Annotated in this window: 24 protein-coding genes and 1 pseudogene; 22 read left to right on the top strand and 3 right to left on the bottom strand. The window is 32.6% G+C overall.

Features of this window, described 5'->3' with window-relative positions; all coding sequences use genetic code 11:
- Positions 1-222: 222 nt before the first annotated feature.
- Positions 223-681, bottom strand: coding sequence for a hypothetical protein (locus IDG63_RS01860; protein ID WP_000734803.1), 459 nt, complete (start codon positions 679-681; stop codon positions 223-225).
- A gap of 257 nt (positions 682-938) precedes the next feature.
- Between IDG63_RS01860 and isaB the strand changes: the two genes are divergently transcribed.
- The 13 genes from isaB to IDG63_RS14990 all read left to right on the top strand — a co-directional run bounded on the left by isaB (position 939) and on the right by IDG63_RS14990 (position 15034).
- On the top strand, positions 939-1466 hold the full coding sequence (isaB, locus tag IDG63_RS01855; RefSeq protein ID WP_001044561.1) for an immunodominant staphylococcal antigen IsaB: 528 nt from the start codon (positions 939-941) through the stop codon (positions 1464-1466).
- Positions 1467-1890: 424 nt separating this feature from the next.
- Positions 1891-3420 (top strand): zinc metalloproteinase aureolysin, encoded by a 1530-nt coding sequence (aur, locus tag IDG63_RS01850; RefSeq protein ID WP_001225031.1) that lies wholly within the window; start codon positions 1891-1893, stop codon positions 3418-3420.
- 366 nt (positions 3421-3786) lie between these two features.
- Positions 3787-4236, top strand: coding sequence for an arginine repressor (locus IDG63_RS01845; protein WP_000748760.1), 450 nt, complete (start codon positions 3787-3789; stop codon positions 4234-4236).
- 2 nt (positions 4237-4238) lie between these two features.
- Positions 4239-4406, top strand: a complete 168-nt coding sequence (locus IDG63_RS01840) for a hypothetical protein (RefSeq protein WP_001792441.1) — start codon at positions 4239-4241, stop codon at positions 4404-4406.
- 176 nt (positions 4407-4582) lie between these two features.
- On the top strand, positions 4583-5818 hold the full coding sequence (arcA, locus tag IDG63_RS01835) for an arginine deiminase (RefSeq protein ID WP_000129411.1): 1236 nt from the start codon (positions 4583-4585) through the stop codon (positions 5816-5818).
- Between the two features lie 32 nt (positions 5819-5850).
- On the top strand, positions 5851-6861 hold the full coding sequence (gene argF, locus IDG63_RS01830) for an ornithine carbamoyltransferase (protein ID WP_000136170.1): 1011 nt from the start codon (positions 5851-5853) through the stop codon (positions 6859-6861).
- A gap of 90 nt (positions 6862-6951) precedes the next feature.
- Complete coding sequence (arcD, locus tag IDG63_RS01825) at positions 6952-8382, top strand: arginine-ornithine antiporter (protein ID WP_001005839.1); 1431 nt, start codon at positions 6952-6954, stop codon at positions 8380-8382.
- A gap of 16 nt (positions 8383-8398) precedes the next feature.
- A complete protein-coding gene (gene arcC, locus IDG63_RS01820) occupies positions 8399-9340 on the top strand; it encodes a carbamate kinase (protein ID WP_000660031.1) in 942 nt (313 codons plus the stop codon).
- Between the two features lie 98 nt (positions 9341-9438).
- Positions 9439-10143: a Crp/Fnr family transcriptional regulator gene (locus IDG63_RS01815; protein ID WP_000138215.1), complete on the top strand. Its 705-nt coding sequence runs from the start codon at positions 9439-9441 to the stop codon at positions 10141-10143.
- A 349-nt stretch (positions 10144-10492) separates the two neighbouring features.
- Complete coding sequence (gene clfB / locus IDG63_RS01810; RefSeq protein ID WP_000745815.1) at positions 10493-13234, top strand: MSCRAMM family adhesin clumping factor ClfB; 2742 nt, start codon at positions 10493-10495, stop codon at positions 13232-13234.
- Between the two features lie 115 nt (positions 13235-13349).
- Entirely contained in the window at positions 13350-14111 is a 762-nt protein-coding gene (locus tag IDG63_RS01805; RefSeq protein ID WP_000323441.1) for an alpha/beta hydrolase, read from the top strand.
- A 244-nt stretch (positions 14112-14355) separates the two neighbouring features.
- Positions 14356-14811: a MarR family winged helix-turn-helix transcriptional regulator gene (locus tag IDG63_RS01800; protein WP_000106185.1), complete on the top strand. Its 456-nt coding sequence runs from the start codon at positions 14356-14358 to the stop codon at positions 14809-14811.
- A 121-nt stretch (positions 14812-14932) separates the two neighbouring features.
- Complete coding sequence (locus tag IDG63_RS14990; protein WP_000731972.1) at positions 14933-15034, top strand: SE2200 family small protein; 102 nt, start codon at positions 14933-14935, stop codon at positions 15032-15034.
- Positions 15035-15093: 59 nt separating this feature from the next.
- On the opposite strand, the gene IDG63_RS01790 is transcribed toward IDG63_RS14990, so the two are convergent.
- Positions 15094-16518, bottom strand: a complete 1425-nt coding sequence (locus IDG63_RS01790) for an alkaline phosphatase (RefSeq protein WP_000953748.1) — start codon at positions 16516-16518, stop codon at positions 15094-15096.
- A gap of 197 nt (positions 16519-16715) precedes the next feature.
- Between IDG63_RS01790 and IDG63_RS01785 the strand changes: the two genes are divergently transcribed.
- The 8 genes and pseudogenes from IDG63_RS01785 (at position 16716) to IDG63_RS01750 (ending at position 23286) form a co-directional block, all read left to right on the top strand.
- On the top strand, positions 16716-16916 hold the full coding sequence (locus IDG63_RS01785) for a hypothetical protein (RefSeq protein WP_000604727.1): 201 nt from the start codon (positions 16716-16718) through the stop codon (positions 16914-16916).
- A 25-nt stretch (positions 16917-16941) separates the two neighbouring features.
- Positions 16942-17607 (top strand): nisin susceptibility-associated two-component system response regulator NsaR, encoded by a 666-nt coding sequence (gene nsaR, locus IDG63_RS01780; RefSeq protein WP_000697877.1) that lies wholly within the window; start codon positions 16942-16944, stop codon positions 17605-17607.
- Positions 17608-17617: 10 nt separating this feature from the next.
- Positions 17618-18505, top strand: coding sequence for a nisin susceptibility-associated two-component system sensor histidine kinase NsaS (nsaS, locus tag IDG63_RS01775; protein WP_000143417.1), 888 nt, complete (start codon positions 17618-17620; stop codon positions 18503-18505).
- 107 nt (positions 18506-18612) lie between these two features.
- Positions 18613-19368, top strand: coding sequence for an ABC transporter ATP-binding protein (locus IDG63_RS01770; protein WP_000923760.1), 756 nt, complete (start codon positions 18613-18615; stop codon positions 19366-19368).
- Positions 19365-21365, top strand: a complete 2001-nt coding sequence (locus tag IDG63_RS01765) for an ABC transporter permease (protein WP_000776740.1) — start codon at positions 19365-19367, stop codon at positions 21363-21365. The genes IDG63_RS01770 and IDG63_RS01765 overlap by 4 nt, the downstream gene beginning before the upstream one ends.
- Positions 21366-22023: 658 nt before the next feature.
- A pseudogene (locus IDG63_RS01760) lies at positions 22024-22137 on the top strand (hypothetical protein).
- A 381-nt stretch (positions 22138-22518) separates the two neighbouring features.
- On the top strand, positions 22519-22779 hold the full coding sequence (locus tag IDG63_RS01755) for a hypothetical protein (RefSeq protein WP_001791974.1): 261 nt from the start codon (positions 22519-22521) through the stop codon (positions 22777-22779).
- Between the two features lie 9 nt (positions 22780-22788).
- A complete protein-coding gene (locus IDG63_RS01750; RefSeq protein ID WP_001065268.1) occupies positions 22789-23286 on the top strand; it encodes a glutathione peroxidase in 498 nt (165 codons plus the stop codon).
- 107 nt (positions 23287-23393) lie between these two features.
- Here IDG63_RS01750 and IDG63_RS01745 read toward each other — a convergent pair whose 3' ends face one another.
- Positions 23394-23486 carry a hypothetical protein gene (locus IDG63_RS01745; protein ID WP_010956583.1) on the bottom strand — a complete coding sequence of 31 codons (93 nt, stop codon included), beginning with the start codon at positions 23484-23486 and terminating at the stop codon, positions 23394-23396.
- Between the two features lie 194 nt (positions 23487-23680).
- Between IDG63_RS01745 and IDG63_RS01740 the strand changes: the two genes are divergently transcribed.
- On the top strand, positions 23681-25561 hold the full coding sequence (locus IDG63_RS01740; protein WP_000775148.1) for an assimilatory sulfite reductase (NADPH) flavoprotein subunit: 1881 nt from the start codon (positions 23681-23683) through the stop codon (positions 25559-25561).
- The last annotated feature ends 54 nt before the right edge of the window (positions 25562-25615 follow it).

Here is a 25615-nt window from a genome sequence, read left to right as displayed (position 1 = left end):
TCTAAATTTTTCGTGTAAGCGTTTTTAAGGGTGTATTAATATTATTAAACATGAGAGCTTATACATACGTCAATGACATTAAAGCGAACTTTTATATGATTTTAACAGAGTGCGAATTATGCAAATAAAGAACAGCAGTAAGATATTTCAAATAGAAAAATATCTCACTGCTGTTTTTCTGAATTTATGCATCTGGTACTTGTGGACGTATCAGGCAAATGATTAATTTTTAGGTGATTGTGCTTGAGGTGTTTGTTTAGAAGGCGTATTGGTATTATTTGATTTATTAGCAGGTGGTGTGTTCTGTTGTTGATTATTTTGGTTGTTTGTTGACGATTGACTGCCACCACCGTGAGTATTATTTTTATTTGAATTTGAGTCTTTTGGCTGAGCTGGTTGCGTATTCGATGGTACTGTTGAATGGTTGTTAGGAACATTTGACGGTGAAGATGGTTGATTGTCATTAGTAACGTTATTGCCATTATTTTGATTTTTATCTGTTTTGTCTGCACTATCATCTTGTTGATCATTTTCTTCGGTTTCTGTCTTTTTATGCGTAGATTTATTTTCTTGTTCTTGGTTATTACTTGATGATGTAGAATGATTTATTGCAGCATAAATTGCGAACCCAAGTGCTCCGATTAATACGATAATTACGATGGTAATAAGAAGTTTTTTCAAATATAACGCCTCCATGTTAATGAAAAGTAGTTGATACGTGAAGCTAAATAATTTATTTCAATATTGCCATAATCATTTTAAAAAATAAATATTAGAAAAGTAGGCGATATTAATATTTTCATTGTTTTTTGTGTACTTCAATTAGTATAACAAAACTGTTATGTATTTATAAATATAATCATTAGTATTTTTATGGCTGAAAAAGTTATAATAAAAGTGTAAGGAATAAAATATTTGTATGGAAAAGAGAGATAATTATGAATAAAACCAGTAAAGTTTGTGTAGCAGCAACATTAGCATTGGGCACACTGATTGGAGTAACAGTTGTTGAAAATTCGGCGCCAACAAGTAAACAGGCACAGGCAGCAATAACCCCATATTATACTTATAATGGTTATATTGGTAATAATGCTAATTTTATTCTGGATAAGAATTTTATTAACGCGATTAAGTATGATAATGTGAAATTCAATGGTATTAAATTAGCTAAAACGAATACGATAAAAAAAGTAGAGAAATATAATCAAACTTTTAAAGGTGTTTCTGCAAAAGGAAACGAAGCAAGTCAATTGCAATTTGTAGTTAAAAATAATATTTCATTAAAAGATATCCAAAAAGCTTATGGCAAGGACTTGAAAAAAGAAAATGGTAAAACAAAGGAAGCTGATAGCGGTATTTTTTACTATCAAAATGCTAAAAAGACATTAGGCATCTGGTTTGTCGTTGATCATAATAGAGTTGTCGAAGTAACAGTTGGACATACACCATACAAAACAAGTAAATAAAATAATGGCATATTAAGGCTAGAGTGTGAGGAGTGATACCGCATTCTAGTCTTTTTTATTAAATAATAACGATTATTGCGTCTTACATAGTTGTTTGAAATTGATAAAAATGTTTATTTGATCATGATTATTTAAATAGTTATCTCACATATTTCAAGCATTGATTAAGTATATAGAGCACTATTTTGTATTTGTTAATATTTTCACAAAAATAAAAGCCTTGATAAATTTTAAAATATAATTAAGCTCAATTTTTAAAATTTTATTTAGCTACAGATAACATTTTTAAAAAAGAAAAGAATCAATAAATAAAATCAACGAACAAAAAGTATAGAAATAAATAGAAATAATCATTTACTTTTCTGAAAAATTAAATTAATATTTTATTTATAAGCTGTTTTTAAGATTTCAGGAGGAATGAAATGTGAGGAAATTTTCAAGATATGCATTTACAAGTATGGCAGCAGTAACATTGTTGAGCACTTTATCACCAGCAGCATTAGCGATTGATTCAAACAATAAACCAGCTAATTCTGATATTAAATTTGAGGTGACTCAAAAGAGTGATGCGGTCAAAGCATTAAAAGAATTGCCTAAATCCGAAAATGTAAAAAATATTTATCAAGATTACGCAGTTACTGATGTAAAAACTGATAAAAAGGGATTTACGCATTACACATTGCAACCGAGTGTTGATGGTGTTCATGCACCTGACAAAGAAGTGAAAGTACACGCAGACAAATCAGGGAAAGTCGTTTTAATCAATGGCGATACTGATGCGAAGAAAGTAAAGCCAACGAATAAAGTGACATTAAGTAAAGATGACGCAGCCGACAAAGCATTTAAAGCAGTTAAGATTGATAAGAATAAAGCGAAAAATCTTAAAGATAAAGTCATTAAAGAAAACAAAGTTGAAATCGATGGTGACAGTAATAAATACGTTTATAATGTTGAGTTAATTACAGTGACACCAGAAATTTCACATTGGAAAGTTAAAATTGATGCTCAAACTGGCGAAATTTTAGAAAAAATGAACTTAGTTAAAGAAGCTGCAGAAACTGGTAAAGGAAAAGGTGTACTTGGCGATACAAAAGATATCAATATCAATAGTATTGACGGTGGATTTAGCCTAGAAGATTTAACGCATCAAGGTAAATTATCAGCATTTAGCTTTAATGATCAAACAGGTCAAGCAACATTGATTACTAATGAAGATGAAAACTTCGTAAAAGATGAGCAACGTGCTGGCGTAGATGCAAATTATTACGCTAAACAAACATATGATTATTACAAAGACACATTTGGTCGTGAATCATATGACAACCAAGGTAGTCCAATTGTTTCATTAACGCATGTTAATAACTACGGTGGTCAAGATAACAGAAATAATGCCGCATGGATTGGTGACAAAATGATCTATGGTGATGGTGATGGTCGCACATTCACAAGTTTATCGGGTGCAAATGACGTAGTAGCACACGAATTAACACACGGTGTGACACAAGAGACTGCAAACTTAGAATATAAGGACCAGTCAGGCGCTCTAAATGAAAGCTTTTCAGATGTTTTTGGATACTTTGTAGATGACGAGGATTTCTTAATGGGTGAAGATGTCTACACACCTGGAAAAGAGGGAGACGCTTTACGCAGCATGTCAAACCCAGAACAATTTGGTCAACCAGCTCATATGAAAGACTATGTATTCACTGAAAAAGATAATGGTGGCGTACATACGAATTCTGGAATTCCAAATAAAGCAGCTTATAACGTGATTCAAGCAATAGGGAAATCTAAATCAGAACAAATTTACTACCGAGCATTAACGGAATACTTAACAAGTAATTCAAACTTCAAAGATTGTAAAGATGCATTATACCAAGCGGCTAAAGATTTATATGACGAGCAAACAGCTGAACAGGTGTATGAAGCATGGAATGAAGTAGGCGTGGAGTAAAAATATATAAACAAGAAGAAGTAATGTTAAACACTTATAAATAATTAAATTTTAAATACAGCTTATATATGGGGTATACCTACATTGATAATTGACTTTGTAGGTATACCCTCTCTTTGTAATTAGATGAGAGGAGTGTGAGGGTTGTCTGCCGAAAGACTACTCGGCAGTCTAAAATCATTACAAGTAGTAGATATGTGATAATTAAATGCTGACTTAGAATACAAAATTCATTTTAAAAGTTGTCACAAAAAATTTACATGTATTTTTATTATCTTTTGCAAAACAAAGTGTTAAATTATAAATGAAACATGCATGAATTTATTTTTTAATACAAGAAACGTAACTACCAAAGGAGTTTACAATATGAAGAAAAGTAAACGATTAGAAATTGTTTCTACAATAGTTAAAAAGCATAAGATTTATAAAAAAGAACAAATCATTTCATATATTGAAGAATATTTTGGTGTAAGATATAGTGCAACAACAATTGCTAAAGACTTGAAGGAACTAAATATATATCGTGTCCCTATCGATTGTGAGACATGGATTTATAAAGCTATTAATAATCAAACAGAACAAGAGATGAGAGAAAAGTTTAGACACTATTGTGAACATGAAGTTCTAAGTTCAATCATCAATGGTTCATACATTATCGTCAAAACCTCACCTGGTTTCGCCCAAGGCATAAACTATTTTATCGATCAGCTAAATATAGAAGAGATATTAGGTACGGTGAGTGGAAATGACACTACATTAATCTTAACTGCCTCAAATGATATGGCAGAATACGTATATGCAAAATTATTTAAATAGACATGTATCAAATGAATAATAAAAATTTGTTTCGTATCACGTGTACTCAAGTTAGTTACCAAATATTAACTTGTGTACGCGTTTTTTTATGGAAAGAAAGAATTCATAGTCATTCAATTGACTGTATAAAAAACTTTATACAACATGTTTTTATGGGTATTTTTGAATAAAAAATGCATATTTTGACCCAAAATACCTTTATTTATGTATAAAAATCCATTATTATGTATTGTATAACAAAAAGATATGAAATTTTCGACTTTCTTTATGTGAATATAATCACATGTAAGCGTTTGAAGATTGTCTATACTCTAAATGAATTCAAAGATAAAAGGAGGAAATAGACATGACAGATGGTCCAATTAAAGTAAATAGCGAAATTGGAGCTTTAAAAACTGTGTTACTTAAGCGTCCTGGAAAAGAATTAGAAAATTTAGTACCTGATTATTTAGATGGATTACTATTTGATGATATTCCATATTTAGAAGTAGCTCAAAAAGAGCATGACCATTTTGCGCAGGTGCTAAGAGAAGAGGGTGTTGAAGTACTTTACCTTGAGAAGTTAGCAGCTGAAAGTATTGAAAATCCTCAAGTAAGAAGTGAATTTATTGATGATGTATTAGCAGAGTCTAAAAAAACAATATTAGGTCATGAAGAAGAAATTAAGGCATTATTTGCGACACTTTCTAATCAAGAACTTGTAGATAAAATAATGTCAGGGGTACGTAAGGAAGAAATTAATCCGAAATGTACACATCTAGTAGAGTATATGGATGATAAGTATCCATTCTATTTAGATCCAATGCCAAACCTTTATTTTACTAGAGATCCACAAGCCTCAATAGGACACGGTATAACAATCAATCGGATGTTCTGGAGAGCACGACGACGAGAATCAATATTTATTCAATATATTGTAAAGCATCATCCTAGATTTAAAGATGCGAATATTCCAATCTGGTTAGATCGAGATTGCCCATTCAATATTGAAGGCGGCGATGAACTTGTTTTATCTAAAGATGTCTTGGCTATAGGCGTTTCAGAACGTACATCTGCACAAGCTATTGAAAAGTTAGCGCGACGTATTTTTGAAAATCCGCAGGCGACGTTTAAAAAAGTAGTAGCAATTGAAATTCCAACTAGTCGAACTTTTATGCACTTAGATACAGTATTTACAATGATAGATTATGACAAATTTACAATGCATTCAGCCATTTTAAAGGCAGAAGGCAATATGAATATATTTATTATTGAATATGATGACGTAAATAAAGATATTGCCATCAAACAATCTAGTCATTTAAAAGATACTTTAGAAGACGTACTAGGTATAGATGATATCCAATTCATTCCAACAGGAAATGGTGATGTCATTGATGGTGCTAGAGAGCAATGGAATGATGGCTCAAATACATTATGTATAAGACCAGGCGTTGTAGTGACTTACGATAGAAACTATGTATCGAATGATTTATTGAGACAAAAAGGCATTAAAGTCATTGAAATATCTGGTAGCGAGTTGGTACGTGGACGTGGGGGCCCTAGATGTATGAGTCAACCATTATTCAGAGAAGACATTTAACGTAATAAATTATAGAAACGAGGGTGAAAATAATGACAGAAATTCAAAAACCGTATGATTTAAAAGGCAGATCATTATTAAAAGAAAGTGATTTTACCAAAGCAGAATTCGAAGGACTTATTGATTTTGCAATTACATTAAAAGAGTATAAGAAAAACGGTATTAAGCATCACTACTTATCTGGAAAAAATATTGCACTACTATTCGAAAAGAATTCGACGAGAACGCGTGCTGCGTTTACAGTTGCGTCTATTGATTTAGGTGCGCATCCAGAATTTTTAGGAAAAAATGATATTCAATTAGGCAAAAAAGAATCTGTAGAGGATACTGCGAAAGTATTAGGTAGAATGTTCGATGGTATTGAATTCCGTGGTTTTTCACAACAAGCTGTTGAAGATTTAGCGAAGTTCTCTGGTGTACCGGTGTGGAATGGATTAACAGACGATTGGCATCCTACACAAATGCTAGCTGATTTTATGACAATAAAAGAGAATTTTGGATATCTAGAAGGAATAAACTTAACTTACGTTGGAGATGGACGTAATAATATTGCGCATTCATTAATGGTAGCAGGTGCTATGTTAGGTGTTAATGTAAGAATTTGTACACCTAAATCATTAAATCCAAAAGAGGCATATGTTGATATTGCAAAAGAAAAAGCGAGTCAATATGGTGGTTCAGTCATGATTACGGATAATATTGCAGAAGCAGTTGAAAATACAGATGCTATATATACAGATGTTTGGGTATCGATGGGTGAAGAAAGTGAATTTAAACAACGTATTAATTTATTAAAAGACTATCAAGTGAATCAACAGATGTTTGATTTAACAGGTAAAGATTCAACGATATTCTTACATTGTTTACCAGCATTCCATGATACAAATACACTTTATGGACAAGAAATTTATGAAAAATATGGATTAGCTGAAATGGAAGTTACAGACCAAATCTTTAGAAGTGAACATTCAAAAGTGTTTGATCAAGCTGAAAATAGAATGCATACAATTAAGGCAGTAATGGCAGCAACATTGGGGAGTTAATCACTAAATGGAACGATATGAATATGATGTGTCTGATGATATAAGTGTCATGTACAGACACCTCATATTGGTATTAAAGGAGAAATGAATATGAACGAATCAGGAGATAACAAACTCAGTAAATCTTCTTTAATTGGACTAGTTATAGGATCCATGATTGGTGGCGGTGCGTTCAATATAATGTCTGATATGGGCGGTAAAGCCGGTGGATTAGCCATTATTATTGGTTGGATTATTACAGCTATAGGAATGATTTCATTAGCGTTCGTATTTCAAAATTTAACCAATGAACGGCCGGAGCTAGACGGTGGTATTTATAGTTATGCTCAAGCAGGATTTGGCGATTTTGTAGGATTTATCAGTGCTTGGGGATATTGGTTCTCAGCGTTTTTAGGCAATGTTGCCTATGCAACACTATTGATGTCAGCAGTAGGTAACTTTTTCCCGATTTTTAAAGGAGGCAACACATTACCAAGTATTATTGTCGCCTCGTTACTACTCTGGGGTGTCCATTTCTTGATTTTAAAAGGCGTTGAAACAGCAGCATTTATCAATAGTATTGTTACTGTTGCAAAGTTAATACCGATTTTACTTGTAATCATATGCATGATAATTGCATTCAATTTTGACACTTTTAAAACAGGCTTTTTCAGTATGACGTCAGAGGGTGTATTGCCATTTAGTTGGGCGAGCACAATGAGCCAAGTTAAAAGTACGATGCTAGTGACAGTTTGGGTGTTTATCGGTATCGAAGGTGCAGTAATTTTTTCTAGTAGAGCTAAAAATAAAAAAGATGTAGGTAGTGCCACGGTTATAGGACTTATATCAGTTTTAATTATCTATTTCTTATTAACTGTATTAGCTCAAGGCGTGATTTTGCAAAATCATATTTCGCAATTAGATTCGCCAAGTATGGCACAGGTGCTTGCAACTATTGTAGGTGGTTGGGGATCTACACTTGTAAATATTGGTTTAATTATTTCGGTACTAGGTGCATGGTTAGGATGGACATTGCTTGCTGGTGAATTACCTTTCATTGTTGCAAAAGATGGATTATTTCCAAAATGGTTTGCTAAAGAAAATAAAAATGGAGCACCTGTAAATGCACTGCTTATTACCAATATATTAGTACAATTATTTTTAATAAGTATGCTATTTACACAGAGTGCGTATCAATTTGCATTTTCACTAGCATCAAGTGCTATTTTATACCCTTACATGTTCAGTGCATTTTACCAAGTTAAATACACTTTAGAGCATCGACAGCAAGCAACTACTAAACAATGGACGATTGGCATCATAGCCTCAATTTATGCTATATGGCTTATATATGCAGCAGGTATCAATTACTTATTATTGACGATGTTACTTTATATTCCAGCTCTTCTTGTTTATTCAATCGTTCAAAAGAATAATCAGACACGTTTGATTAAATCAGACTATATTCTTTTTATGATTATTATCGTACTTGCAGTTATCGGGTTAATTAAGTTATTGATGGGAACGATAAATGTTTTTTAAAAGGAGCGACAAAAATATGAAAGAGAAAATTGTCATTGCATTAGGCGGTAATGCGATACAGACAAAAGAAGCAACAGCTGAAGCACAACAAACAGCTATTAGACGTGCGATGCAAAACCTTAAACCTTTATTTGATTCACCAGCGCGTATTGTCATTTCACATGGTAATGGCCCACAAATTGGAAGTTTATTAATCCAACAAGCTAAATCGAACAGTGACACAACGCCGGCAATGCCATTGGATACTTGTGGTGCAATGTCACAGGGTATGATAGGCTATTGGTTGGAAACTGAAATCAATCGCATTTTAACTGAAATGAATAGTGATAGAACTGTAGGCACAATCGTTACACGTGTGGAAGTAGATAAAGATGATCCACGATTCAATACCCCAACCAAACCAATTGGTCCTTTTTATACGAAAGAAGAAGTTGAAGAATTACAAAAAGAACAGCCAGACTCAGTCTTTAAAGAAGATGCAGGACGTGGTTATAGAAAAGTAGTTGCGTCACCACTACCTCAATCTATACTAGAACACCAGTTAATTCGAACTTTAGCAGACGGTAAAAATATTGTCATTGCATGCGGTGGTGGCGGTATTCCAGTTATAAAAAAAGAAAATACCTATGAAGGTGTTGAAGCGGTTATAGATAAAGATTTTGCTAGTGAGAAATTAGCAACGCTGATTGAAGCAGATACCTTAATGATTCTTACGAATGTAGAAAATGTATTTATTAACTTTAATGAACCTAATCAACAACAAATCGATGATATTGATGTAGCAACACTGAAAAAATACGCGGCACAAGGTAAGTTTGCGGAAGGATCGATGTTGCCAAAAATAGAAGCTGCGATACGATTTGTTGAAAGTGGGGAAAACAAAAAAGTTATCATTACCAATTTAGAGCAGGCATACGAAGCTTTGATTGGTAATAAAGGTACACACATTCACATGTAGCACTTTATCACGCGACAAAACATTAAATATGTTTCTCCGTTGATTCAAATGAAAAAGTTGTCTGCTGACACTTTGCAAGGTTTGAAGGAGTTTAACTTATGACAGAAAACTTTATTTTGGGTAGAAATAATAAATTAGAACATGAACTAAAGGCATTAGCAGATTACATTAATATCCCATATAGTATATTACAACCATATCAAAGTGAATGTTTTGTCAGACATTATACGAAAGGCCAAGTTATTTATTTTTCGCCACAAGAAAGTAGCAATATTTACTTTTTAATTGAAGGTAACATTATTAGAGAACATTACAATCAAAATGGAGATGTATATCGTTATTTTAATAAAGAGCAAGTATTATTTCCAATCAGTAACTTATTTCATCCGAAAGAGGTTAATGAATTGTGTACAGCATTAACCGATTGTACAGTTCTTGGATTGCCTAGAGAATTGATGGCCTTTTTGTGCAAAGCTAATGATGATATATTTTTGACACTTTTTGCATTAATAAATGATAATGAGCAGCAACACATGAACTATAACATGGCATTAACAAGTAAATTTGCTAAAGATCGAATTATTAAATTGTTATGTCATATATGTCAGACAGTAGGGTACGATCAAGATGAATTTTATGAAATCAAACAGTTTTTAACTATTCAACTCATGAGTGATATGGCTGGGATTTCCCGGGAAACAGCTGGTCATATTATTCATGAACTTAAAGATGAAAAACTTGTTGTTAAAGATCATAAAAATTGGTTAGTAAGCAAACATTTATTCAATGATGTATGTGTTTAATATACAATGTAAAATGAATAAGTTGAACATGAGGTCTAACGTACATTTATACGTTAGGCCTTTTTTGCTAGCATGATGAATAATTTAAAATGTTAGTTAAATTTGATTGTTGAAATTACAGTAAAATTTAAGGTGATGAAAAATTTAGAACTTCTAAGTTTTTGAAAAGTAAAACATTTGCAATAGTGTAAAAATGGTATATTGATTTTTGCTAGTTAACAGAAAATTTTAAGTTATATAAATAGGAAGAAAACAAATTTTACGTAATTTTTTTCGAAAAGCAATTGATATAATTCTTATTTCATTATACAATTTAGACTAATCTAGAAATTGAAATGGAGTAATATTTTTGAAAAAAAGAATTGATTATTTGTCGAATAAGCAGAATAAGTATTCGATTAGACGTTTTACAGTAGGTACCACATCAGTAATAGTAGGGGCAACTATACTATTTGGGATAGGCAATCATCAAGCACAAGCTTCAGAACAATCGAACGATACAACGCAATCTTCGAAAAATAATGCAAGTGCAGATTCCGAAAAAAACAATATGATAGAAACACCTCAATTAAATACAACGGCTAATGATACATCTGATATTAGTGCAAACACAAACAGTGCGAATGTAGATAGCACAGCAAAACCAATGTCTACACAAACGAGCAATACCACTACAACAGAGCCAGCTTCAACAAATGAAACACCTCAACTGACGGCAATTAAAGATCAAGCAACTGCTGCAAAAATGCAAGATCAAACTGTTCCTCAAGAAGCAAATTCTCAAGTAGATAATAAAACAACGAATGATGCTAATAGCATAGCGACAAACAGTGAGCTTAAAAATCCTCAAACATTAGATTTACCACAATCATCACCACAAACAATTTCCAATGCGCAAGGAACTAGTAAACCAAGTGTTAGAACGAGAGCTGTACGTAGTCTTGCAGTTGCTGAACCTGTAGTAAATGCTGCTGATGCTAAAGGTACAAATGTAAATGATAAAGTTACGGCAAAAGATTTTCAATTAGAAAAGACTACATTTGACCCTAACCAAAGTGGTAATACTTTTATGGCGGCAAACTTTACAGTGACTGGACAAGTGAAATCAGGGGATTATTTTACAGCGAAGTTACCAGATAGTGTAACTGGTAATGGAGACGTGGATTACTCTAATTCGAATAATACGATGCCAATTGCAGATATAGTAAACGATAAAAATGAAGTTGTAGCAAAAGCGACATATGATATTTTGACTAAGACATATACATTTGTCTTTACAGATTATGTAAATGATAAGCAAAATATTAATGGGAAATTTTCATTACCACTATTTACAGACAGAGCAAAGGCACCTAAATCAGGAACATATGATGCAAATATTAATATTGCGGATGAAATGTTTAATAATAAAATTACTTATAACTATAGTTCGCCAATTGCAGGAATTGATAAGCCAAATGGCGCGAACATTTCTTCTCAAATTATTGGTGTAGATACAGCTTCAGGTCAAAATACATACAAGCAAACGGTATTTGTTAACCCTAAGCAACGAGTTTTAGGTAATACGTGGGTGTATATTAAAGGTTACCAAGATAAAATCGAAGAAAGTAGCGGTAAAGTAAGTGCTACAGATACAAAACTGAGAATTTTTGAAGTGAATGATACATCTAAATTATCAGATAGCTACTATGCAGACCCAAATGACTCTAATCTTAAAGAAGTAACTGATCAATTTAAGGATAAAATCACTTATAAATACCAAAATGTAGCAAGTATTAATTTTGGTGATATAAATAAAACGTATGTCGTTTTAGTCGAAGGTCATTATGATAAAACAGGTAAAAACTTGAAAACGCAAGTCATTCAAGAAAATGTTGACCCAGCGACAGGTAAAGACTACAGTATTTTCGGTTGGAATAATGAGAATGTTGTACGTTATGGTGGTGGAAGTGCTGATGGTGATTCAGCAGTAAATCCGAAAGACCCAACTCCAGGGCCACCGGTTGACCCAGAACCAAGTCCAGACCCAGAACCGGAACCAAGTCCAGACCCGGATCCGGAACCAACGCCAGATCCAGAACCAAGCCCAGACCCGGATCCGGATTCGGATTCAGACAGCGACTCAGGTTCAGATAGCGATTCGGATTCAGACAGCGATTCAGACTCAGACAGCGACTCAGGTTCAGATAGCGATTCGGATTCAGACAGCGACTCAGAATCAGACAGTGAGTCAGATTCAGATAGCGATTCAGAATCAGATAGCGACTCAGATTCAGATAGTGAGTCAGATTCAGACAGTGACTCGGACTCAGATAGCGATTCAGACTCAGACAGCGATTCAGACTCAGACAGCGACTCAGATTCAGATAGCGACTCAGACTCAGACAGCGATTCAGAATCAGATAGCGACTCAGATTCAGATAGTGAGTCAGATTCAGATAGTGACTCGGACTCAGATAGCGATTCAGACTCAGACAGCGATTCAGACTCAGACAGCGACTCAGACTCAGATAGCGACTCAGATTCAGATAGTGAGTCAGATTCAGACAGTGACTCAGACTCAGATAGCGACTCAGATTCAGATAGCGATTCAGACTCAGACAGCGATTCAGATTCAGACAGCGATTCAGACTCAGACAGCGACTCAGACTCAGACAGCGACTCAGAATCAGATAGCGATTCAGACTCAGACAGCGATTCAGATTCAGATAGCGACTCAGACTCAGACAGCGATTCAGATTCAGATAGCGACTCAGACTCAGACAGCGACTCAGAATCAGATAGCGATTCAGACTCAGACAGCGATTCAGATTCAGACAGCGACTCAGACTCGGATAGCGACTCGGATTCAGATAGTGACTCCGATTCAAGAGTTACACCACCAAATAATGAACAGAAAGCACCATCAAATCCTAAAGGTGAAGTAAACCATTCTAATAAGGTATCAAAACAACACAAAACTGATGCTTTACCAGAAACAGGAGATAAGAGCGAAAACACAAATGCAACTTTATTTGGTGCAATGATGGCATTATTAGGATCATTACTATTGTTTAGAAAACGCAAGCAAGATCATAAAGAAAAAGCGTAAATACTTTTTTAGGCCGAATACATTTGTATTCGGTTTTTTTGTTGAAAATGATTTTAAAGTGAATTGATTAAGCGTAAAATGTTGATAGAGTAGAATTAGAAAGGGGTCATGACGTATGGCTTATATTTCATTAAACTATCATTCACCAACAATTGGTATGCATCAAAATTTGACAGTCATTTTACCGGAAGATCAAAGCTTCTTTAATAACGATATAACTGCTAAACCATTAAAAACTTTAATGTTGTTACATGGATTATCAAGTGATGAAACGACATATATGAGATATACAAGCATAGAAAGGTATGCGAATGAACACAAATTAGCTGTGATTATGCCCAATGTGGATCATAGCGCATATGCTAACATGGCATATGGTCATAGCTATTATGATTATATTTTGGAAGTATATGATTATGTTCATCAAATATTTCCACTTTCCAAAAAGCGTGATGACAATTTTATAGCAGGTCACTCTATGGGAGGATATGGCACAATTAAATTTGCATTAACACAAGGGGATAAATTTGCCAAAGCTGTACCATTATCTGCTGTGTTTGAAGCGCAAAATTTAATGGATCTAGAGTGGAATGATTTTTCAAAAGAGGCCATAATTGGCAATCTTTCAAGTGTTAAAGGAACTGAACATGATCCGTATTATTTGCTAGACAAAGCTGTAGCTGAAGATAAACAAATTCCAAAATTGCTCATTATGTGTGGTAAACAAGACTTTTTATATCAAGACAACTTAGATTTTATCGATTATTTATCACGTAAAAATGTTCCTTATCAATTTGAAGATGGACCAGGAGATCATGATTATGCATATTGGGACCAAGCGATTAAGCGTGCTATAACATGGATGGTGAATGATTAATTATTTCCTGGAAAATATGTGGTTGCATTAAATACACAGAGTGAGAGATACAAACTATTTACGCACGACTAACATTTCTGAGTGTTTAAATTAAATTTGTATTAATATGATTGGCGCAATTTGCTGATACGCAAAAATGTTTCTCGTGAAACTTAGATTTAGCTTATAGTTTTATCATCATTTGTATGACTTACATTATAAATTTTATTATAATGAGGTTAACGCTTTGAAAGGAGTCATCATCATGTCGACCAATAAAAACGATTATGAGCATATGTTGTTTTATTTTGCATATAAAACGTTTATTACTACCGCTGATGAAATTATAGAGAAGTATGGTATGAGCCGTCAGCATCATCGTTTTTTGTTTTTTATCAATAAATTACCTGGTATTACTATTAAATCATTACTAGAAATATTAGAAATTTCTAAACAAGGATCACATGCAACACTTCAAAAATTAAAAGAGCAAGGTCTCATTATTGAAAAAGTTTTAGAGACTGATCGACGTGTCAAAAAATTATATTCGACGGATAAAGGCGATCAACTCATTGCTGAATTGAACAAGGCGCAAGATGAATTATTGCAAAATATATATCAACAAGTCGGTTCGGATTGGTATGATGTGATGGAAGCATTGGCTAAAGGGCGACCTGGCTTTGATTTTATTAAGCATTTGAAAGATGAAAAAGAAAGCTAGCATCAGAAATGTTAAAAATCTTCGCATTCTTAAATTTAAAAAATATGTCAAAAAGTGTATAATAAAAACATATAATTTAATTGAACTCAGTTTCAACACATCTTAGAAAGGAGTTTGAATGATGAAAAAATTAGCAGTTATTTTAACATTAGTTGGCGGTTTATACTTCGCATTTAAAAAATACCAAGAACGTGTTAACCAAGCACCTAACATTGAGTACTAAATTAAACCATAAAAAATTCCCGAACACCTTGTTATAGTGCTCGGGAATTTTTTTATGCTTTACTTGAATATATCAAATATTATTTTTGCGCTTTCTGTATTTTCGATATTACCACTAAATGATTCTGATCTAGGTCCATAAGCGTAGGTATTAACATCCTCGCCTGTATGTCCATCGGAAGTCCACCCTGTATAAGATTTATCATTTACTGGCTTCTGAATAGCGTGTTGTAGGGCTTTTGTTTGCGTTTCTACTTTTGCGGATTTTTCGTCTTTTTCTTTTTTAAGTAGTCTTTTTAGCTTTTTATTCTCTTTTTTAACCTTTTTCATATCATCTTGTGAAAATTCAAAGCCATAACCTTCATTAATAACTTTTTCAGGGTCTTCACCTTTAGCCATTTTTTCTGTCATATATGATCCAGAGTGTTTCATCGATTTAATCGGTTGAGGATTCCATTCGTATCCTTTATCTTTACCAATTGTTAGACCACCAGTAGAGTGATCTGCTGTTGCAACGACAAGTGTATCTTTATGTTTCTTAGCATATTGAATGGCGTCATCGAATGCTTTTTCAAAACCTTCCATTTCAGACATAACGCCTGTAATATCGTTGGAATGCGCTGATTTATCTATAGAAGCACCTTCGACCATTAAAAAGAATCCTTTTTTATTACGCTCAAGCTTACTAAGTGCACTTTGTTGCATATCAGCTAATGATGGTTCATCTTTAGAAGCATCTATTGCAAGTGGCATATTTTTATCTGCAAACAAACCAAGAACTTTATCTTTATCAGATTTTGATAACTCCTTACTGTTTGTGGCAAGGTCGTAACCATCATTTTTGAATTTTTTATCTAAATTGCCATTACTTTTACCGAAATATTTAGCGCCGCCGCCTAATAAAACATCAACTTTATGCTTTCCGTTGATTTTATCTTTATAAAATTGTTTAGCGATTTCGTTTTTATCATCTCTAGAAGTCACGTGTGCAGCATATGCTGCTGGTGTTGCATCTGTTAATTCAGCTGTTGAAACAAGACCAGTCGACTTACCTTTTTCTTTTGCACGTTCAAGCACCGTCTTTACTTTCTGCTTGTTACTGTCAACACCGATGGCACCATTATATGTCTTATGACCAGAACTAAAGGCTGTTCCGCCAGCTGCAGAATCAGTAATATTCTGTTTTGGGTCATTTGAATATGTACGATTTGTGCCTTTTAAATATGAATCAAAAGCAGTAGGGGTCATTTCTTTAGCATGCGGATCATTTTTATAATAACGATAAGCTGTGTTAAATGATGGACCCATGCCATCGCCAACTAAAAAGATAACATTTTTTGGATTTTTAGTATTACCAACCGCGAAACTTTCATCTTTAGAACTTTTATCGGATTGCGCAATTGCAGGTGTGACAGAACTAAAAACCGTTGACACGATAATAAGGTTAGCAACTGCAAATTTTGTGGCTTTTTTAACTGATAACATAAGACATCCTCCTGAGTATATGACTATGTCTTCAGTGTAAAAGAGGAATTTTGAGCAATTATGTAGTTTTAGTTAAAAATATGTAAACAGAGTGATTTAGAATAACAAAAAATGAATATATATGACAATTTGTTATAGAAAGCGTTAGAATAGAAGCGTGTGAAAATATAGAATTAAATATAATTTGAGGTGGAAAAATGATACTAGTAATGTTATCTCCATTATTAATCATATTCTTTATAGTGTTGTCTATTTTAGAGGAGCGTAAACGTACGAAGAAAAAGCAACTCGAGAAAGAAAAAGCAAATACACTAAATCAAAATACAAATGACACGGAAAGTTCAAATCAAGAGCCGTCATTGCAACAGGCTAAAGAACAAAAAGATAACAAAGGGTAATTCAATTGAAGGAAGAAGATTATAGATGAAAATATTAATTGTTGAAGATGATTTTGTTATAGCAGAAAGTTTAGCATCTGAACTTAAAAAATGGAATTACGGTGTTATTGTCGTTGAACAATTTGATGATATACTGTCTATCTTTAACCAACATCAACCTCAGCTTGTATTGCTAGATATTAATTTGCCAACGTTAAATGGTTTTCATTGGTGTCAAGAAATCCGAAAAACATCTAATGTGCCAATTATATTTATTAGTTCCCGTATTGATAATATGGACCAAATTATGGCAATACAAATGGGGGGAGATGATTTTATCGAAAAACCATTTAACTTGTCATTAACGATTGCCAAAATTCAAGCATTATTGAGACGAACTTATGACTTGTCAGTAGCTAATGATTCATTGACGGTTAAAGGTTGTACATTAATATTAGATGAAGCAAAAGTCGTGTATCAAGAACAAAACATACAGCTATCTTTGACTGAATTACAAATATTAAAGTTATTATTTCAAAATGAAGATAAATATGTAAGTAGAACTGCTTTAATTGAAAAATGTTGGGAATCAGAAAACTTCATAGATGATAACACATTAGCTGTTAACATGACGCGCCTGCGTAAAAAATTAAATACTATTGGCGTTAATGATTTTATTATTACAAAGAAAAATGTCGGATATAAAGTATAGGGTGAATGCAATGACCTTTCTTAAAAGTATTACTCAGGAAATAGCAATAGTCATAGTTATTTTTGCTTTATTTGGCTTAATGTTTTACCTGTATCATTTGCCATTAGAAGCATATTTACTAGCACTTGGCGTTATTTTATTATTATTACTCATATTCATAGGTATTAAATATTTAAGTTTTGTAAAAACTATAAGCCAACAACAACAAATTGAAAACTTAGAAAATGCGTTGTATCAGCTTAAAAATGAACAAATTGAATATAAAAATGATGTAGAGAGCTACTTTTTAACATGGGTACATCAAATGAAAACACCCATTACTGCAGCACAACTGTTACTTGAAAGAGATGAGCCTAATGTTGTGAATCGTGTTCGTCAAGAGGTTATTCAAATTGATAACTATACAAGTTTAGCACTTAGTTATTTAAAGTTATTAAATGAAACTTCTGATATTTCTGTCACTAAAATTTCGATTAACAATATCATTCGCCCAATTATTATGAAATATTCAATACAGTTTATTGATCAAAAAACAAAAATCCATTATGAACCTTGTCATCACGAAGTATTAACTGACGTTAGATGGACCTCTTTACTGATAGAACAATTAATAAATAATGCACTTAAGTATGCGAGAGGTAAAGATATATGGATTGAATTTGATGAGCAATCCAATCAATTATACGTAAAAGATAATGGTATCGGTATTAGTGAAGCGGACTTGCCTAAAATATTTGATAAGGGCTATTCAGGTTATAATGGCCAGCGTCAAAGTAACTCAAGTGGGATTGGCTTATTTATCGTAAAACAAATTTCAACTCACACAAACCATCCTGTTTCAGTCGTATCTAAACAAAATGAGGGTACAACATTTACGATTCAATTTCCAGATGAATAAAAACTTTCAATATTGTAAGCATACTAGTAACATTTTTTCACTAATTTAAATGTTATTAGTATTTTTTTGTTTTAATATAGAACTAACAAAGAAATGAGGTGCATGCCATGTTGCTAGAAGTGAAACATGTAAAAAAGGTTTATGGTAAAGGTTTGAATGCTACGACAGCACTTAATCAAATGAATTTATCAGTTGGAGCTGGTGAATTTGTTGCAATTATGGGTGAGTCTGGGTCAGGGAAGTCTACACTACTAAATTTAATTGCTTCTTTTGATGGACTAACTGAAGGTGACATTATTGTGGATGGCGCACATTTAAATAATATGAAAAATAAAAGTAAAGCACTGTATCGTCAACAAATGGTAGGTTTTGTTTTTCAAGATTTTAATCTTTTACCAACAATGACGAATAAAGAAAATATAATGATGCCATTAATTTTAGCTGGTGCTAAACGAAAAGATATAGAACAAAGGGTACATCAGTTGGCAGTACAATTACATTTAGAGGGATTCTTAAACAAGTATCCTTCTGAAATCTCGGGGGGTCAGAAGCAACGCATTGCCATTGCACGTGCATTAGTTACTAAACCGACGATTTTACTAGCCGATGAACCTACAGGTGCACTTGATTCAAAAACATCAAAGGCATTGATGATGTTATTTCAAGAGATTCATCAATTGGAACAGACAATTTTAATGGTAACTCATTCAAATATCGATGCGTCTTATGCAGAGCGAGTAATTTTTATTAAAGATGGGCGTCTATATCATGAAATATATCGTGGCGAAGAAAGTCAATTAGCTTTTCAACAACGAATAACAGATAGCTTAGCACTTGTGAATGGAGGAAGTGTCAATATATGAAGTTAAGATTGTTATGGCACATAGTGCGACGTCAATTTATTACGCAGCGACTTGTAATCATTCCATTCATTTTAGCGGTAAGTGTACTATTCATGATTGAATATACGCTTGTGTCAATTGGGTTAAATAGCTACATAAAACAGAAGAATGACTTCCTAGTACCATTTATTATCATAGCTAATTTTTTTATGGCGCTTTTAACTTTTATTTTTATTTTCTATGCAAATCACTTTATGATGTCACAAAGACGAAAAGAGTTTAGCATTTTTATGACATTGGGCATGACCAAGAAAAGTATGCGTTTAATTGTAGTAATGGAAACTATCTTACAATTTATAATAATTTCAGTCGTTAGTATTGCCGGCGGATACTTACTTGGTGCGATATTTTTCTTGTTTATACAGAAAATAATGGGCAGTGAAGTTGCGACGTTAAGGTATTATCCATTTGACTTTGTAGCGATGTTTATTACTTTGATTATCATTGCTGTATTAATGGGCATGCTACTTATATTCAACTTGTTCAGTATTAATTTTCAACGGCCGATAACTTATCAACATCGTTCCGATTCTAGTGTCATATCACGATGGTTGCGTTACGTTTTAATTGTTATAGGAAGCGCAGCACTATATTTAGGCTACTTTATTGCATTACAACAAGATACGACGTTTGGTGCCTTTTTTAAAATATGGATTGTCATAGGATTAGTTATTATCGGTACTTATGCATTTTTTGTAGGTATAAGTGAAATAATTATTAGTATATTGCAGCAGGTATCAAAAGTTTACTATCATCCACGGTATTTTTTTGTGGTAGTTGGGATGCGTGTACGTCTTAAAATGAATGCAGTCAGTCTTGCAACAATCACTTTGCTGTGTACATTTTTGATTGTAACGCTCACAATGACATTAACAACCTATCGTGATATGAATCATACCATTACGAAATTGATTACGAATGATTATGATTTGTCATTTAGCGACAATTCTAAGTCACAAATAGAACGTCAACAAACAATTGAGAATATTAAACGTGATATACAGGGTTCGGTTAATGCAAAAGACTTCAAAGTATATGAAACGACATTATTTAGAGCTTCTTTAGAAAAGAATCGTGCTTATTACAAGTTAAAACAGGCTAGTGATGATATTCCAATAGACTTCATTGGTAATGAAGGCGCGATATTTTCAAGACAATCAGTAATGATTACAGCTTTTACTGCACAAGATTATAATCGATATCACCAAAACAAATTACACTTAGACAATCAAAGTATAGGTATGATTACGAATGTACCTATTTTTAAAAAGCAGTCTAAGGTCGGTCTTAATAATGAAGTCTTTAAAGTGAAACAACTTGACGCACATGCGTTAAATTTGATGATGATTCAAGATAGTATGGTTTTAATTGTTAAAGATAACAATCAATTACAAAAAGTAAAAGGATTTTATGCACATGAACAAAAGAATTCGACAATATCGATAAACTTTAATGTATTTGGAAAGACGAAATTAACAACATCACAAATACAAAAGCTATCGAAAAAATACGATGCGTCAATAAATTCTAAATCAGAAATGCTAATGGTTTGGGATCGTTTGACAGGTGGACTAATATTTGTAGGTGGCGTAGTATCAATTGTACTTGTCATTGGAATATTTCTAATGATGTACTATAAACAAGTTTCAGAAGCCTATGCAAATCAGCACAATTATGACATTATGAAAAAACTTGGTTTAGATAATGGAAGAATAGCAAAGATAACACGAAATCAAATGACTTTCTTGTTCGCAATACCAATAACAGTAGCACTGATTCACACATTAATTTCTAGTAACATTGTATATACGTTACTAAATATGATAGGTATTAATAACCATCATATATTTTTAACAAGTTACGTACTAGCTGTCATTATAATTTCGTTTCTATATATGGCGATGTACAAAATAACTTCCTATATTTATGCTAAAGTTATTCATCAACAACGCAATTAACCATGTTTCAGTGAAATCACAATCAATCATGTATTTTCACTGAAATATATTATATTAAAAAGAAACCTAAAAACATTACAAATAACAATAACAAATTTCAACCGATAAGATAAAATGTCTTGTCGGTTTTTAATATAACAAGTGATATTTTGGAAATGCCAAAAATATATAGATTGTTTATATAAAATGATTTAAAATGTTTTATAACAACATATTTTATGCAACACATAAAATGGGTAACTAACATCACGAAATCATTGTATTTGTTGTTACACTGATGAAGCGATGTCACAAAGAAATGTCGTTATCAAACGAAGCCCGAAATACATACTGATACTCGAAATAATGTAACGATAAATAACAATGATAACGATTGATTACTACGCAAAAATATATGTAAATTGACGATTTAAATGCAATTCGTATATTTTGCCAATGATTTACACATTAAAATGTTTGAAAATTGTCATAATTCAGTCTAATTTAAAAGGAAGTTAATTACAAAATTCAAAAATCATGCATCGTGTCATTTAGATATTGAAAAAGATGAGTCAAATTTGTTTCATATATTTTCCAATAACAAATGATTATATCTAAATATACAATCAGAAATATATGAATAGAAATATCAATAAGAAAAATAATATGATTAAAAATGATGAATGGCATACTTATAAAGTGTCTAAATATTGGCGGTCAATATTACTTATAAACACGAATGTTAAGTAATGTAGACAATGATGAAAAAACAATAAGTAGAAACTCTATATAGAATGTTCGTTTTTATTTTTAATAATTGAATAATCATTATTGATGATTTAATATGTATTCGGTCGCACACGATACAAAGTGACTTGTTTTAATGATATGCAATAATATGACGTTTATCGTCGCGTGTAACAATGTATGAGTGTGTCAGTTTAATTTTAAAAGGGTTATAAGGATATTTAATAAGATAAAGGAGGGCTTAATAAACAATCACATGTGAAGTTTTTAAGGATTATATGAGTTGGGCAGCTCTTTAATCCATAGTTATAACGAATTTTAAATTGTTAGATCTAACGTATGGTATCAGTATGTATGAGTTTAACTTAAGTATTAATCTATAGTTTAAAGAGCGGTCTAATTGTCTTTTTAAAAATAGAAAATAAGGATGATTATAATGAGGGGTTATAACGAAAGATATTGTAGCTGGACTAATACAGCTATACAATGTGATTATTTTAATAAAGTAAGACAGGTGAAAAAAGACGGTAAATCGGATAGGTTGAGCAACAACATAAACTCGAACATTATTTATCGTGTGCTCGAAAAATGTATCACGCTATATAATGTATGTTCGCGGTGTAAACGCGCACTTATTTTATCAGAACATTCTAAAAAGAACATATTCAATATAAAAAAGGCTGTGTAGGGGTGTCTTATGAATAATAGAAATGTGTATGATATCGAAGTAAGTGATTATAAAGGCTTAACTTATAAATTAGAAGCATTTAGAGGTAAAGTGATTTTAGTTGTTAATACTGCAACAGAATGTATATATAGCGAACAATTGAAAAAACTAGAGACTTTGTTTCAAAAATATAAGGATCGTGGGTTTGTAGTGTTGAGTTTTCCGAATAATAATTTTGACAATCGACAACCAGGTTCTAATGAAGAAATCTTGAAAATTAGTCGTGAGAAATTTGGTGTTACATTTCCAGTGCTAGCTAAAATATCTGTGAACGGGAACGATGAACATCCGTTATTTACGCATTTAAAGAATGAACAACCAGGAATCTTTGGGTCCCCAATAAAATGGAATTTCACAAAATTTATAATCGATCGACAAGGCAATGTTGTAAATCGATTCTTGCCAATGGAAGATCCATTGGATATATCGACAAATATAGAAATATTATTGCAAGAATCTTCATCTTAAATTTAAAATTGAGCGCTTAGTATGCAAATAACACAAGAGCCTCTTAATGATGTACTAATAGTATGTCATTAGGAGGCATTTTATATTTAGAAAATCAGTAATTTGACCTATTTTACTGAAAGGCTGATTTGGTACATAATAAATAGTAAATAAATAAAAAATAACAACGATGCATTACTGTATGCATTAATAACTGACACGACATAATCAAAGTTTTGTCTGAATTACTGATAATGTCATTCAAGCAACATGAAAGTTGTAAATATTTGCAAGTATAACTATCAGACACAACTCAAGTTTGTTTTAATTTATACCATACATATTAAAAAATTGACTAAACTATCGATAAAAAAAGAGTCAATCATCTATTTCAAGTTTATTGAGGTGAAAACATTTGAAATTAAATACATCTAATAGTCCATTTACAGAAAAACAAGTCACAGAGATTAACAATCTGCTGCAAACATTAACAGAGAGCCAACAACAGTGGCTTAGTGGTTTTTTACTAGCTAATAGTAACGATACGACAAGTGATAGTAATCAACAACAATTAGAGACAGAAGTGTGGCAACAATCACAAATATCAGAAGAACAAGCAACTTCAACAACGTATATGTTACAAAATAAAGAGCCACATATCGAAGCTAATCAGCGGCATGTTACAGTGCTATATGGTTCTGAATCAGGTAATGCCATGCGTTTAGCTGAAATTTTTTCAGAACGTTTAAGTGATATCGGACATCAAGTTGTTTTGATGTCAATGGATGAATATGATACGACAAACATCGCGCAGTTAGAAGATTTATTTATTATTACGTCTACTCATGGTGAAGGAGAACCGCCTGATAATGCATGGGATTTCTTTGAATTTTTAGAAGACGATAACGCACCTAATTTAAATCATGTGAGATATTCAGTACTAGCTTTAGGTGATCAAACATATGAATTTTTCTGTCAAGCTGGTAAAGATGTAGATGCTTTACTAGAAAATCTAGGCGCTGAGCGTATATGTAAGCGTGTAGATTGTGATATTGATTATGAAGAAGACGCAGAAAAGTGGATGGCAGACATCATTAATATGATTGATACTACATCAGAAGGTATTCAAAGTGAATCGGTGATAAGTGAATCAATTAAGTCTGCCAAAGAAAAGAAATATTCTAAATTAAATCCATACCAAGCAGAAGTTTTAGCGAATATCAATTTAAATGGTACCGATTCAAATAAAGAAACACGACATATAGAATTTTTACTTGATGATTTTAGTGAATCATATGAACCAGGAGATTGTATAGTAGCATTACCGCAAAACGACCCTGAATTGGTTGAAAAACTAATATCCATGTTAGGTTGGGATCCGCAATCTCCGGTGCCAATTAATGATCATGGTGATACAGTTCCTATTGTTGAAGCACTAACATCACATTTTGAATTTACTAAATTAACATTGCCATTATTGAAAAATGCAGATATCTATTTTGACAATGAAGAATTATCTGAACGTATTCAAGATGAGTCATGGGCGCGTGAATATGTTATAAATCGGGACTTTATAGATTTAATAACAGATTTTCCAACTATAGAATTACAACCTGAGAATATGTATCAAATCCTTAGAAAATTACCACCAAGAGAGTATTCGATTTCTAGTAGTTTTATGGCAACGCCAGATGAAGTGCATATTACCGTTGGTACGGTTCGTTATCAAGCACATGGACGTGAGAGAAAAGGTGTATGCTCGGTTCATTTTGCTGAGCGAATTAAACCAGGCGATATAGTACCAATTTATTTGAAGAAAAATCCGAACTTCAAATTTCCGATGAAGCAAGATATACCGGTTATTATGATTGGACCAGGTACTGGAATTGCTCCTTTTAGAGCATATTTACAAGAACGTGAAGAACTTGGTATGACTGGGAAAACATGGTTGTTCTTTGGCGATCAACACCGTAGTTCTGACTTTTTATATGAAGAAGAAATAGAAGAATGGCTTGAAAATGGAAACTTAACACGCGTAGATTTAGCATTTTCAAGAGACCAAGAACACAAAGAATATGTACAGCATCGTATAATGGAAGAAAGTGAACGTTTCAATGAATGGATTGAGCAAGGCGCAGCAATCTATATTTGTGGTGATGAAAAATGTATGGCGAAAGATGTCCATCAAGCCATTAAAGATGTATTGGTAAAAGAACGTCATATTTCTCAAGAAGAAGCGGAGACGATATTGCGTCAAATGAAACAGCAACAACGCTATCAACGTGATGTTTATTAGCGATTGGTGTTAAATGTTTTAAGATGAAATGACGTAAAAAGATATAAAGGATGT

This window comes from Staphylococcus sp. EG-SA-14 (genome assembly GCF_017151935.1).
In the GTDB taxonomy this organism is placed as follows: domain Bacteria; phylum Bacillota; class Bacilli; order Staphylococcales; family Staphylococcaceae; genus Staphylococcus; species Staphylococcus aureus.
The sequence above is the reverse complement of the archived record's forward strand: the minus strand, read 5'-3'. Positions and strand labels throughout refer to the sequence as shown.

What these genes read in the sequence shown, in the direction of transcription:
- isaB (WP_001044561.1), top strand. Translation starts at nt 939, where the DNA reads ATGAATAAAACCAGTAAAGTTTGTGTAGCAGCAACATTAGCATTGGGC.
- IDG63_RS01845 (WP_000748760.1), top strand. Translation starts at nt 3,787, where the DNA reads ATGAAGAAAAGTAAACGATTAGAAATTGTTTCTACAATAGTTAAAAAG.
- IDG63_RS01840 (WP_001792441.1), top strand. Translation starts at nt 4,239, where the DNA reads ATGTATCAAATGAATAATAAAAATTTGTTTCGTATCACGTGTACTCAA.
- arcA (WP_000129411.1), top strand. Translation starts at nt 4,583, where the DNA reads ATGACAGATGGTCCAATTAAAGTAAATAGCGAAATTGGAGCTTTAAAA.
- argF (WP_000136170.1), top strand. Translation starts at nt 5,851, where the DNA reads ATGACAGAAATTCAAAAACCGTATGATTTAAAAGGCAGATCATTATTA.
- arcD (WP_001005839.1), top strand. Translation starts at nt 6,952, where the DNA reads ATGAACGAATCAGGAGATAACAAACTCAGTAAATCTTCTTTAATTGGA.
- arcC (WP_000660031.1), top strand. Translation starts at nt 8,399, where the DNA reads ATGAAAGAGAAAATTGTCATTGCATTAGGCGGTAATGCGATACAGACA.
- IDG63_RS01815 (WP_000138215.1), top strand. Translation starts at nt 9,439, where the DNA reads ATGACAGAAAACTTTATTTTGGGTAGAAATAATAAATTAGAACATGAA.
- IDG63_RS01805 (WP_000323441.1), top strand. Translation starts at nt 13,350, where the DNA reads ATGGCTTATATTTCATTAAACTATCATTCACCAACAATTGGTATGCAT.
- IDG63_RS01800 (WP_000106185.1), top strand. Translation starts at nt 14,356, where the DNA reads ATGTCGACCAATAAAAACGATTATGAGCATATGTTGTTTTATTTTGCA.
- IDG63_RS14990 (WP_000731972.1), top strand. Translation starts at nt 14,933, where the DNA reads ATGAAAAAATTAGCAGTTATTTTAACATTAGTTGGCGGTTTATACTTC.
- IDG63_RS01790 (WP_000953748.1), bottom strand. Translation starts at nt 16,518, where the DNA reads ATGTTATCAGTTAAAAAAGCCACAAAATTTGCAGTTGCTAACCTTATT.
- IDG63_RS01785 (WP_000604727.1), top strand. Translation starts at nt 16,716, where the DNA reads ATGATACTAGTAATGTTATCTCCATTATTAATCATATTCTTTATAGTG.
- nsaR (WP_000697877.1), top strand. Translation starts at nt 16,942, where the DNA reads ATGAAAATATTAATTGTTGAAGATGATTTTGTTATAGCAGAAAGTTTA.
- nsaS (WP_000143417.1), top strand. Translation starts at nt 17,618, where the DNA reads ATGACCTTTCTTAAAAGTATTACTCAGGAAATAGCAATAGTCATAGTT.
- IDG63_RS01770 (WP_000923760.1), top strand. Translation starts at nt 18,613, where the DNA reads ATGTTGCTAGAAGTGAAACATGTAAAAAAGGTTTATGGTAAAGGTTTG.
- IDG63_RS01765 (WP_000776740.1), top strand. Translation starts at nt 19,365, where the DNA reads ATGAAGTTAAGATTGTTATGGCACATAGTGCGACGTCAATTTATTACG.
- IDG63_RS01755 (WP_001791974.1), top strand. Translation starts at nt 22,519, where the DNA reads ATGATTATAATGAGGGGTTATAACGAAAGATATTGTAGCTGGACTAAT.
- IDG63_RS01750 (WP_001065268.1), top strand. Translation starts at nt 22,789, where the DNA reads ATGAATAATAGAAATGTGTATGATATCGAAGTAAGTGATTATAAAGGC.